This window comes from Metabacillus litoralis (assembly GCF_007994985.1).
Lineage (GTDB): Bacteria > Bacillota > Bacilli > Bacillales > Bacillaceae > Metabacillus > Metabacillus litoralis.
In genome coordinates this window covers 236,626-249,518 of the sequence record NZ_VOQF01000005.1, presented here as the reverse complement: position 1 = coordinate 249,518, position 12,893 = coordinate 236,626, and the positions used below count along the sequence as shown (strand labels likewise).

Here is a 12,893-nt window from a genome sequence, read left to right as displayed (position 1 = left end):
ATATGGTGTTCTAAAAGAACACCATATTCAAGCTGTTACCATTATTAACGACTTACTAAGTCTTTCGCACGCTTAACTGCTGCTTCCCATTCTTCTTTAGGGTCAGCACCTTCTTGTACATTCCTTAATGCATTTAAAATCTCGTTATTTACAGGAACATATTTTTCACCTTTGTACACAGCACCATTAATATCTTTAGCTGCTTCAGCAAATACAACAGAAGTTACTTGACCGCCAAAGAATTTATCTTCACTTGTTTTGAATTCTTCCATCTCATATACTGCAGGAGCAGATGGGAATAAACCATTCGTTTGGAATGATGATAATTGATTTTCAGGTGATGTTAACCACTTAATAAAATCAAACGCAGCTTGAGAATTTTCAGTTTCAGCTGGAATAGCTAAATATGATCCTCCCCAGTTTGCAGCAAACTCAGTTGGTAATGTTGCAACTTTAAAGTTACCAGAAGCATCTGGAGCATTTCCTTCCATCCAGCCTTTTAACCAGCCAGCACCTAATTCAACTGCAAAATCACCATTATTTACTGCATTTGCCCACTCAGGTGTCCACATTTCAAACTTTCCAACTAAACCTGCTGCATTTAAATCAACAGCGAAATCATACGCTTGCTTAACTGCATTTCCTTCATTCTCAAGTAAAAGTTCACCTTCAGGGTTTAAATGTGATTCATTAGCAGCATCCAAGTAAGCTCTGTACGCCATTTCCATGCTATCCACAAATGGTTTTCCAGTTTTTTCTTTCACTTGAATACCCGCATCCTTAAAGGCTTCAGGAGAATTAATTAATGCTTCAACTTCAGCAGGATCAGTTGGTAATCCAGCTGCTTCAAACACATCTGTACGATAATATAACGCTTTAGGACCAATATCAGTTGGTAATCCAATTAAGAAATCTCCAGCTGTGTTTTGTCCACCATTCCATTTCCAATCTAAATATTGATCTTGAACATCTTTTGCACCTACATCATACAAGTTTACAAAACGATCTTCTGCTTTCTTAAAACGATCTAACTGATCAACTTCTAACATCGCAATATCAGGAGCACCGCTACCTGCTGAAAGAGCTGTAAACAATGCATCATGATGCTCAGCATTCTCAGATGTTTTGAATTTAATTGTTACATTTGGATTTTCTTCCATATATTCTTTTACTAGCTCTTCATATCCAGTTGCACCAAAGCCCCAAAAATTTAACGTAACTTTTTCATCTCCAGCATCTGTTGTTCCTGCTTTGTCTTCTTTTCCATTACAAGCAACTAATGTAAATACTAGAGTGAAAAGTAAACCTATTGAAAATATTTTTTTCATCTTACTCATTGTTGTTCCCCCTAATTTTTTTATAAATCTATTAGTAAATTTTATCTATCTACTTAAATGTTGATAGATAAAATATCACTCGTAAAAATACTTAAAATGAGTTGCAAGGTGATTCCGACAAGATACAGATACTGTACATTCAAAAATACGAAACGATAATCTTGCGGAATCAATTCCCCTACTCTACTCTTCTTCTTTTAAGGTAAATCGTTCCACCAATTAACAGTAGTAGTGATCCTACTAGAAGTGCATTATAAGATGCAGTTGCTGTTTCTGGTAATTGGTTTTTATTATTTTTTTCTTTACTTACAGTTGGAGTCTTAGTACCATCTTCTGATTGCTCGCTTCCATCTCCTGGTTGCTCACTTCCATCTCCTGGTTGATCGCTTCCGTTTCCTGGTTGCTCACTTCCGTCTCCTGGTTGCTCGCTTCCGTCTCCTGGTTGCTCACTTCCATCTCCTGGTTGCTCACTTCCATCTCCTGGTTGCTCACTTCCATCTCCTGGTTGCTCACTTCCATCTCCTGGTCCATCCGAAGCAATTTCAAATACTCCATACGTACTAAAGTGAGAAACTTTAGCTGATGCTTCTTTTTTTTACTTCATCAAAAGTTGTTTCAATCTGTTCATCAGATTTGTTTCCATCTGAATCGATAAATATTACTTGTAAATCTTTCACATTTTTTACATCATCCAAATTCACAGAGAAGATAAGTTCAACTTTATTGTTACCAAAGTTTGTTATTTTAGTTCCATCCTCACCTGTGATTGTAAAGTTATACATTTCAGAAACTGCGTCTCCATTTTTACTCTTGATGTCTTCAGATACATCACCAAAGTTAAATGTTAAGTCTGTATTTCCTACTAAAAGGTTTGTTGGAATTACTGCTCTAATTTTTTCATTAGAAATTTCAATAGAAGAGCCTTCTTCCAATTGTTTTAATAGATCTTTAGTAAATGTTATCGCTTTAGCAGATTGTTTTAACACGTATAGCTTTTTATCTGCTTTGTATTCAAATGAATCTTTATTTTCTGGTACGACACTCTCATCTACCGGGTCTTTTGGATCTACCGGTGGTTCTTCAGGATTTATCGGTCCAGATAACTCTTCTCTTGAACCTTTCACCTCTAGTTTTACATTATCAATCACAACATCATGCGCACTAGAAATACCTTGAGCATCAACATTTCCTACTAAGAACTGCAGGTTCGTAACATCTTCTGCCGTCATAGTAAATTCAAAAGAATAAGTTTTAAAAGTGTCCGTTAACGAGACAATCTTCTGGAAGAATCTCTGATAGCTAGGAGCTCCGTTATCGACCACCACTTCCAGCTTTCGATCGATAGATGATTTAGCATCAAACTCTACAACATAAGTTTGACCCTGATCTAATGAAAGCTCTGATTGGAATAGTTGTACATCCCAAGGGTTTTGTCCTACATTTGCAATGGATAATTTCGCTGCACCATTCTCTTCTTCCAACGATGCACTTGAGCTTGATCCATCATGCTCTCCTTGAACGTGTTTGCCCCAGTTAGATAATCCTGTTGAAAAATCTCCATTTTGTAATGGAAAGTATTTTTTCCCTTGATCCTTTACTTCCAGGCGAACATTATCAATAAATACTTCATGTGATCCCTCAATCGCTTGACCTTCAACGTTACCTAACATAAATTGTAAGTTCGTACTATCATCTTGTGTCATTTCAAATTCAAACGAGTACGTTCCATACGAATCTGTTAAGTTAACAATCTCATTAAAGAAGCGTTTGTATTCTGGCGCTCCATTATCTAAAGCTACTTCTAATTTTCGATCAATTGTTGATTTTGCATCAAACTCAACAATATACGTTTCACCTTGTTTTAAAGATAGTTCCGGTTGGAATAGTTGAACATCCCATGGATTAGTCCCTACAGCATTTACAGTTAATTTTGCTGCACCATCCACATCTTCAAGTTTTGCATTTGAATTTGATCCGTCATGTTCACCTTGTACGTGCTTAACCCACTTCGTTAAACCATTTGAAAAGTCACCATTTTTAAGTGGGAAAATCTCATCAAATGATAAACCAGCATTGTTATTTGTTAGGCGAACTAATTTCACATCATCTAAATAGACATTAGAATCATCATTACCTAGATAGAAAACTAATTGTCCTGCTGCATCAGATACATTTGCCATTGTAAACGTCATTTCTTTTTCGTCCATTGTATTAGTCAATGCTATTTGTTCTTCTGCAAATTTTACCGTTCCATCTTCACTTACTACTCCAACGTTGATCGTTCTTTCAACATCAGATTTGGAGTTAAAGGTTAGCTTGTATTCATCATTTGAAAGGAGATTTATTCCTTTTTGAATAACCTTAATTGAGTCTGTTGATTCACCACCATTGGATATATCAACAGCGAGCATTCTATTATTCTCAGGAACCGCTGCAGTTGCTTCAGCACCAGTCGTTTCTACATTCCAATATGTCATACGATCCATACGACCTTGATCAAAAGTACCATTGTAAATGTGATTTCCATTAGCTAATGGTGTCTTTGGTGCATTTTCATTGTAAGGATCTTGTGCTTCAGTTTCTTCTAAAACAACATTTCCAACCCATACAGAGTTCGGGTCAAGTCCCATATTTAACTCTAAACGTGCAAGAGGATCTGTTTCGTCTTGCATCTGGAATGTTATCTCATACGTTTCCATTTCTTTCGATAACTCAAAGTCTTTACTTGGTGAATATGCTGAATAACCTCTAGCTTCTCCTCCACCAATTTTCACATTTAAGTTTCTATTTGCAGTAGATTTAGCATCAAAACTTAGTTTGTACCATCTTCCTTTTCCAATTGTAACGTTTTGTATTAATTGAACAGAATATGGCTGACTTCCAGCATTTGCGATATCAACTTTAGCAAAACTGCTATCTCCAATCTGTTCAACAGAAGCTTTTGCACTGCCGTTAAAGTTATCCAAATAAACTAAGTTCCAATAATCTTGGCTCCATTTATTCGCTACATCTTCTCCGTTTGTAATGCTTGTTATACCTTCTTGGAAGTTACGATCGTAAACATAGTTTCCATTAATTGCTTCTTTTGAACCTTCAGGTAATTCTTCTGCATCAAATGAAGGTTCAACAGGTTCAGCATAAGCATCCTTTTCGTAAGCTTTTACATATTCCACTTCCATCTTGCCTGGGAATACTGTCTCAGAACCTGGTTTTCCATCATACCAACCTCCAATAGCAAGGTTTAATATGAGATAAAATTCTTGATCAAATGGTGCTGGATATGAATATTTTGTGCTATTAGCACTGTTCGTACTATTCCAGTTATTTAATGTCTGGAAAAGCTCTCCATTTACATACCAACGAATTTCACCTGGCTCCCACTCAACACTGTACACGTTATATCCCGTAATATCTTGTCCCTCTGGAAAATGGTAGTCTTTTGCTGTGTACGTATTATTCGGCCATTGGCTACCATAGTGAATCGCTCCACCTATTGCGCTAATATCTGATCCGCCAGCTTCCATAATATCAATCTCACCTGAAGCAGCCCATCCTCCATACACATCATCTTGAGGCATCATCCAAAATGCTGGCCAGTAACCTTGTCCTTCTGGCAACTTAATTTTTGCTTCAAACTTTCCATATTTTTGAGAAAACTTACCCTTTGTGTGTATTTTCCCTGATGTATAGTCATACGTTCCATGGGTATCAGAAACTGGTTCTTCACGAGCCTCAATCACTAGTTTTCCATCTTCAACATTTACGTTTTCTTCTTGATAGAACTCTAGCTCTTCATTTCCCCATCCAGATACATACGTTCCATCTGAACCTGTAAAGCCATTTCCTAAATCATAGTTCCATTTCGTTGTATCTAGCTCGTTTCCATCAAATGTATCTTCCCAAACTAAGTTCCACTGGGAATCAGCTGTTTCACTTTCTGTATCACCTTCAGTAGGTGTAGCAGGTTGTTGTTCTGGTTGTTGTTCTGGTTGTACCAGTACTGCTTGTTCAACTTTAACTAATTTAACGTTATCTAATGTTATGTTATAAGGTACTGAAGGCTCAATATCACTAGCTGTTCTTCCAAAACCAAACATAAAACGGTGGTCTCCTTCAGAAGTTACATCTAGTAGCATTTCATATGTTTGTGTGTCTTCAGTAACAGTAAATTGTTTCTCTGCCACTTGATCATCTAATTGAACATAAACGGGTCTTTCTACCTCAGAGCTCATATCAAACTGGAGTTTATATTTACCAGCTTGAAGAGCAACATCTTGGAATAGTTGAATATGCCACCACTCCCAGCCAACTTGTTGGATACTAGTTTGTAATACTCCCTCATTGACTGTGAAATTTGCTAAACCTGCCCATTGTTCGTTAGCTCCCTGGCTATATACATTCCATCCATTAATCAGTTGATCAGGGTTTCCAAATTCGGTTGTTGAAGTAAAATCGCCTTCAACCAACAAATTATCACCCGTCTCCGTCCATTCAACCTCTGTTGCTTTTACATTTGGTATAAATGCAACATTCGAAATGAATAGTAAGAGTACTAAAAATCCGTAAAACGATTTTTTCACCATCTGCATTTTCCTTAATTGAGTTACCAATTTAAAAGATCCCCTCCCCTTGCACATGACTAATTTTAGAATCTGATAATCTACCTTTTTTATAAGTATAGATCGATCCAGAATACCTAAAGCGCTTTCGAAAGTAATTATATAAGAAACCGCTATCAATTGTCAATGCGATTATTTTTTTGTTTTTTTTTATGAAATAACTATATTTTTACCAGTTTAATTGTGAAAAACACCATAAAACAAACTTAAAAGCCAAATAATTTACTAAGATTTACGAAAGCGCTTTTTATTTAACCTATTATTTAGAGAATTTCCCTTTCGTTACATCATTATAAATTGATACATTTATAATGATGTATCTAGGATAGTATGTGGTTTTAACAGAAGTACTTATAATTTGGAGAATTAGAGCAAGTGGTGATAATTTGCGAGAAAACTAGTCATTTTCTTACTAAAAACTTAATAGACATGATTATATATAGTACTTTATCTTTATGCTCAATAAAAACCTGAACCAATTTCATTATTTGTGAACACAAGTTATTATTTACACAAAAAAAAGAAGTGCATAATTAGCACTTCTTAATATCTATAGTAGATTCACGAATAATTAATTCTACTGGTACAGTCATACCAATAGGAATTTTTTTCTTCGCATTAATTTGTTGTAATAGTAAATCAGCTGCTTGAGCACCAATTAAATCTGTATTTTGTCTTATCGTCGTTAAGCTAGGGGTTGAATGAACCGCCAATTCAATATCATCATATCCAACTATCGATATGTCTTCTGGAATCTTTAAACCATGCTTCCTAATTGATTTCATTGCTCCAAGTGCCATTAAATCTCCAGCAACATAAACAGCTGTTGGTCTGTTTTTTAATAATAGTAATTTATCCATAGCCTTTTGGCCACCTACACTATCAAAGTAACCACCATTTTCAATATACGACTCAGGAAGATTCAATTGATATTTTGCTATTGCATCTCGGTATCCCTTGAGTCGATCCTTACCTGCAAGTGTTTCTTCGGCTCCAGCAATGTGTGCAATCTTACGATGACCAAGTGAGTATAAATAATCAACTACCAATATACTTCCATAATGATTATCGCTATTAACTACACTTACATCCTTGCTATTAATATCAATAAATACACTAGGCATTTCATGTTCAACTAACTCTTTTACCTCTTCATCGTAATTTTGCGGAGACACAACAATAACTCCATCTACTCCTCGATGCTGAAACCTCTCCAAATAACTTCTTCTTTCATTTTCAATATTTTTAGAAACGAGCAGAAGGTCATATCCAAATCCACCAACTCTTTTGCGAAAGCTTTCAATGACTGCATTAAAAAAAGGATGCTTTATACCAATATCTAATTGTTCGATAAAGACTACACCAATTGTCCAATATTTTTTAGTCATTAAGGCTCTTGCATGTGAATTAGGATGATAGCCTATCTCTTCTATTGTCTTCAATATTTTTGCTCTAGTTTTATCACTTACATCTGGATAATTATTAAGAACTTTTGAAACAGTCGTTATAGAAAACCCTGTCTTTTTGGCTATATCATATATTGTAGGCTGCATACATTCTCTCCTGTTTATCCATTAAAGGCTATGTCTGAACATTAAATAAAATAATTTACTCATTAAGTTTCAATTATCACCTATGTAAGTATATTATACCAATAAATTTATTGGTATGTGAATTTTTCCCTTGAATATGTTGACTCCATAAACAAGGTTGATAAGAATACTTTGATATGGTTGAGAATGTAAAACAGGCAAATAGTAACATCATCAATAAAGATGAGGCTTGGAAAGAAAATAAAACTAATTCAGAGATTACTAAGCATTACATTGTTTATGCTACCTCCCCCATCTACGATATTGAACTTGACATCTCATAAAATGACAATTGTTCTAACGGTTATTATTTCTTATCACTTATTATTGAAAATGACAAATCCCCAATAAAATACCACATTCTAGATAGATTCAACTGCCTTTTTAATAAGATTTAAAAAGGCTTGATAAAGTTTATCCTTATCACCTATTAAAATCCCCCCACTAAAATCAGTAATTATTGTTACGCTTTTCATATTTGCCAAAGGTGTTATTATTGTAACAACATTATTTACTAATTCATTTATATCTTCAAATTTTTTATTTTGATGCTTAGAAAATCTAAATGGCCAGGATTTGTGATAATTAGCTACTAGTTATTTTATAAAAACTGATAAATAAATGCATTAAGAAAAGTCTAGCGTGTTCACAATCAGAATGGATATTTTTCATAAATTTGGTCACACAAACGCAAAAAAATTCATACTCTTTTTATAGAATAATGCCACTACAAGAGATCGATAAAATGTATCATCTCTTTTTTTCGAACAATAGTTTCCTTGGGGAAACTATCTGTCATAAGTACAATTTAGTCCATTATAATTTGATTACGCAATGAGGAGGTAAACCTAATGACTGAGGGTTTATTGTTAGCTTTTGGTTTAACGTTAATGGCTGGGCTTGCTACTGGAATAGGAAGTGTTTTGGCTTTCTTTACAACAACTACGAATACAAAGTTTCTTTCTATTTCACTAGGATTTTCTGCTGGTGTGATGATTTATGTTTCCTTTATGGAGATTATTGTAAAAGCACAGGATGCATTAGTGGAATCCATGGGTAACGTGTTGGGGAATTGGATGACAGTTGGCGGATTTTTCACAGGAATCTTAATCATCGCCTTAATCGATAAATTTATCCCTAAGCAAGGGAATCCCCATGAGCTAAAAAGAGTAGAAGAAATGAATGAGAAAGAAGCGACAAAAAATCCAGATTTGTTAAAAATGGGAACATTTACAGCACTAGCCATTGCGATTCATAACTTTCCAGAAGGTATAGCTACATTCACTTCTGCACTACAGGATCCCTCTTTAGGGATAGCGATAGCGGTCGCAATTGCCATACACAATATTCCAGAAGGTATTGCTGTTTCTATCCCTGTCTATTTTGCTACAGGTAGTAAGAAAAAAGCATTTAAATTATCATTCTTGTCTGGAATGTCCGAACCCTTAGGTGCAATAGTAGCTTATTTAGTTTTAATGCCTTATTTAAGTGACATGTTGTTTGGGTTTATATTTGCAGCAGTAGCAGGTATTATGGTGTTTATTTCACTAGATGAATTACTTCCAGCTGCACAGAAATATGATGAAGCACATCTTTCCATTTATGGCCTCGTGGGGGGGATGGCTGTGATGGCCATTAGTCTTTTGTTATTTATATAGGAGCATCTAAAATTTATGGTTAATGTTGTTGCAAACTATGTAAGCTGATGTCGGTATTTTTTTGAAGCAAAGCATTGCCTGAGTGACAATGTTTTGCTTCAAAAATGTAACGTAAAACATAAACTTTCCACCCCTTGATACTAAAGGATTAAATTAGCGTTTTTCAAATCTGTACACGATGTTAGTAGAGATATGTTAGGGGCTAGAAGTAACTATGAAAAGACTTTAAAGAAGGCTCTTTTCTGAACGATTGTTGCTATTTAACCAAAATTTGGAGTGAAAACGTGTTTTCCACTATAAAAAATACCATTATATGAAGAAAAGATGCCACTAGACGTAATGCAGAGCTGATTTGCTTCGAGTATTTAAAAGCAACAAAGTTTGCGAAAACAGCCTTAAAGAAAAATATAAATATAACCGTTTCTTGGATAATTGCATTATGTAAAGTTTTTGAGAAACCCTGCTGACATTTTTAGTATTTAACCTTTAATTATTTCTCAATTTTCCAAACATATTTTTATTGAACAATAAGGGAATTTTTTGTATAATTAAGTCACCAACAAGAACATGCGTTCCCATCAACATGTGAGGTGATAGATATGGAAATTTGGGAAGTAGCTTATTTAGCTGGTATTATCGATGGAGAAGGCTCTATTACTTTAACCAAAATACATAAAAATGAAAATCGAAGACCATGTATTACAATTGCTTCTACTGATATAGAATTATTATCTTACACGCATTCCCTCACTGGAGGAGTAATTAGTAGTAAGAAGAATTATAATCCTGATAAACATAAAGATTCCTTCACATAAAATATCAAGAAAAAGGAAACTGTCATTAGTCTTTTATCCAAAATAGAACCATATCTAAGGGTTCCTCAAAAAAGAAAACGCGCATTATGGATTATTGAAAACTACGATAAGGTAACTATGCGGAATGGGAAGTATAATCAAGACTTAATAAAGAGAAAGTTAGCATTTGAAGACGCTTTTTTTGAAATTTAATCTCTCTACCTTTAGTAATATAGACAGGTTTTTTATGAAACGCATTATATAAATTAATGACATAGATATTAAAGATTGTATAAAAATTAAACAAACAAAAACCACCAAATATGTATTTGGTGGAGACGGTGGGACGTGCTATTCCATGCTTTCGTCATGGCACTGACTATATCTTGAACCTTGTTAGGTCCTTCGGCGTCTTATACGAAAAGTAGTTTTACCTTTAGAAAAGGCAGATTTTCGTATCCTAGTACTACCAAGTTGGCAGCCTATAAGTCGATACACGGCTGTTAGATTGCTCTACATACCGCTCGGCATTGCCCTATCACATTTAAGTGACTTAGGTTTCACCGATAAAGCCGAATTTTCACTTATGTGTTACCACATAAGGCGACTAATTACTAATCGAACCCACGTCCAGACATATCGGCACTTAAGCGTCTACGAGCGTAGTCGATAAATTCGCAGTTTCGCTAACTCCTATGCCTATCGACAGGCGTCAGAGCAGCTAGTCTGATTGGTCTCTTCCATCATCCCCAGACGGAGGAATTAGGCGTAGTCCACTAAGAGTGAGTCCCTTACCCTACCACATGGACGATGGAGGGAGGAACTAGCTATGCAGTTATTAAGCTGCTAAAGCTAAGTTATTGTTAGATTTGCCAGTTATTATTGGCGTGACGTTTTAACGAAGACGATCCCTTCGGCCCGCAACCTAAGCTCGAACTACCCCTGTCGAATCCGTAACGTCCCCATGATAGCCGTATATACCAGCTTGGGAATACGGGAGATATTAAAAAAGTAGAATAAGCTTAATTGCTTATGAAATTGTGTGTAAGTGACTGTCTTACAAAATCTATTATAACAGACTGAGACAAGAATGCAATTGTAAGTTTTTACCTATTGGTTCATTTTTAAAAGATTGATGTTCATAACCTTATTATCTTTTAAAAACAATGTTTTACGTATAGAAGGTACTATCCTTCAAGTTGCTAATAGTAACAAAGTTTGTGAAAACAGCCTACCTTTTATATCTTTTGGCGTTCTCTAAAGGCACGCTCGATATCACGTTTCGCTTCTTTTTTCTTCAAATCTTCACGCTTATCGTATTTCTTTTTACCCTTACCAAGACCTATTAACACTTTCGCATATCCATTTTTTAAATACATTTTCAATGGAACAAGTGCATAGCCATCTTCTTTTGTTGCACCAATTAATTTAACAATTTCCTTTTTGTGAAGAAGTAGTTTTCTTGTACGCAATGGATCATGGTTATAGCGATTTCCCTGCTCATAAGGACTAACATGCATATTGAGTAAAAAAACTTCACCACGTTCAATACGTGCATAAGAATCCTTTAAATTTGCACGACCATTTCGAATTGATTTGATTTCCGTTCCTTGAAGAACAATGCCGGCTTCAAACGTTTCTTCGATTGAAAAATCGTGGTTTGCCTTTTTGTTTTGAGCAACTACTTTTCCCATTCCTTTAGGCATTGTGTTGCCTCCTCTCGGGTGTACCTATCATTATAGCGGTAACTTATATTTTAACAAAAAATGGACGCAAACTCAATGAATTGCACTTTAAAGATTTTCAAAGGGTATTTGCTTAGAGATTTTAAGCACCTAGAAAAACAAGAGCTGACAATAAAGGGCAGATAACTTATACGCGTGGGAAAAATACAAACGAAATAACATCCATCCCAAAAACAATGATGACGGCACCACATTGCAGTTCTGTTTCAAGATTTGCTTGATCATTTTAATTATCCTATCCTTCTGTTCATTTAGCACTTTTCTCACTATCAGCATAAGAATTCCTATGAATTTGTTCCTTTACCACTTAACTCGATAAGGTTTGGGTCTTTTTATCTTCACTAACTCCTCGGATGAGAAAGTTATTTACTACTTATACAAGTGATACATGTTCCCCGCTCTAATATTAAGCAGCTTTTGTATGAATTCATTTTTTACGCTTAAACTATGAATGTCATGAATTAAATTATGAAAGGAATGATTTCAATAGAAAATCATAATGTTGTAAAAACCTTGAACCAGCTACTGCAAGGACAATACATGGGAATACATTCTTATGAAGAATTTATAAAAAACCTTGATGACTCTTCCCCACTTCGTAATAATTTTATTACTATCCAAAAGGACTTAAAACACCATTCAGACCTACTTTCAGAACGAATTCAAGAGCTTAAAGGAACACCAGCTACTAGTGAAGGGGTTGTTGGTAAGATCGAACTTTATATTAGCCAAATATTTGATCACTCAAACAGTGAAAAGGAAATTCTAAAACATGCAATTAAGGGAGAAAATCTCTATGGAATAAAAATGACTGAGAAATTGGTTCGTGATAAACTTGATGAGAAAAGTTTGAACCTTGTTGATCGTATCTTAGATAAACAAAGAGAGCATGTCGATTATTTAAAATCTGAGTTGCACTGATACATAGAATTGATAAATGAGTGAAGCGACCTTTTAAAGACTAGTTCCTAGTCTTTTTTCTACAGTTCTAATCAAATGCAACATAAAAGACAAGTTGATTTTTGTCTGCTGTGACAATGTGGTCTCTTAAGCCTTGAACAAGGAAAGACCAAATCAAATGCGATTTGGTCTGCTAATTACAGAGATATTCAACATGCTTCTCCATGTTAACTGAGCTACATGAAGTT

8 protein-coding genes, 1 other RNA gene and 1 pseudogene are annotated in these 12,893 nt (G+C 35.0%); 3 read left to right on the top strand and 7 right to left on the bottom strand.

The window, feature by feature from the left end:
• Positions 1-44: 44 nt before the first annotated feature.
• The 5 genes and pseudogenes from FS935_RS09285 to FS935_RS09270 all read right to left on the bottom strand — a co-directional run bounded on the left by FS935_RS09285 (position 45) and on the right by FS935_RS09270 (position 7,509).
• Positions 45-1,337, bottom strand: a complete 1,293-nt coding sequence (locus tag FS935_RS09285) for an ABC transporter substrate-binding protein (RefSeq protein ID WP_146947826.1) — start codon at positions 1,335-1,337, stop codon at positions 45-47.
• A 178-nt stretch (positions 1,338-1,515) separates the two neighbouring features.
• Positions 1,516-1,629 (bottom strand): annotated as a pseudogene (locus FS935_RS24465) (LPxTATN C-terminal sorting signal domain); the annotation flags it as partial.
• A gap of 14 nt (positions 1,630-1,643) precedes the next feature.
• Complete coding sequence (locus tag FS935_RS23875) at positions 1,644-1,856, bottom strand: hypothetical protein (RefSeq protein WP_240050870.1); 213 nt, start codon at positions 1,854-1,856, stop codon at positions 1,644-1,646.
• A 56-nt stretch (positions 1,857-1,912) separates the two neighbouring features.
• Positions 1,913-5,947 (bottom strand): carbohydrate binding domain-containing protein, encoded by a 4,035-nt coding sequence (locus FS935_RS09275; RefSeq protein WP_240050869.1) that lies wholly within the window; start codon positions 5,945-5,947, stop codon positions 1,913-1,915.
• A gap of 542 nt (positions 5,948-6,489) precedes the next feature.
• Positions 6,490-7,509, bottom strand: coding sequence for a LacI family DNA-binding transcriptional regulator (locus FS935_RS09270; protein WP_146947824.1), 1,020 nt, complete (start codon positions 7,507-7,509; stop codon positions 6,490-6,492).
• A gap of 890 nt (positions 7,510-8,399) precedes the next feature.
• Here FS935_RS09270 and zupT point away from each other — a divergent pair.
• A complete protein-coding gene (gene zupT, locus FS935_RS09265; RefSeq protein ID WP_146947822.1) occupies positions 8,400-9,206 on the top strand; it encodes a zinc transporter ZupT in 807 nt (268 codons plus the stop codon).
• 599 nt (positions 9,207-9,805) lie between these two features.
• Positions 9,806-10,021, top strand: a complete 216-nt coding sequence (locus tag FS935_RS23870; protein WP_240050867.1) for a hypothetical protein — start codon at positions 9,806-9,808, stop codon at positions 10,019-10,021.
• Positions 10,022-10,615: 594 nt separating this feature from the next.
• Here the strand turns inward: FS935_RS23870 and ssrA are convergent.
• Both ssrA and smpB read right to left on the bottom strand, forming a co-directional pair.
• Positions 10,616-10,956: a transfer-messenger RNA gene (ssrA, locus tag FS935_RS09255) on the bottom strand.
• 282 nt (positions 10,957-11,238) lie between these two features.
• Positions 11,239-11,706 (bottom strand): SsrA-binding protein SmpB, encoded by a 468-nt coding sequence (smpB, locus tag FS935_RS09250; RefSeq protein ID WP_146947820.1) that lies wholly within the window; start codon positions 11,704-11,706, stop codon positions 11,239-11,241.
• A gap of 507 nt (positions 11,707-12,213) precedes the next feature.
• Between smpB and FS935_RS09245 the strand changes: the two genes are divergently transcribed.
• Positions 12,214-12,666 carry a DUF2383 domain-containing protein gene (locus tag FS935_RS09245; RefSeq protein ID WP_240050865.1) on the top strand — a complete coding sequence of 151 codons (453 nt, stop codon included), beginning with the start codon at positions 12,214-12,216 and terminating at the stop codon, positions 12,664-12,666.
• Positions 12,667-12,893 lie beyond the last annotated feature (227 nt).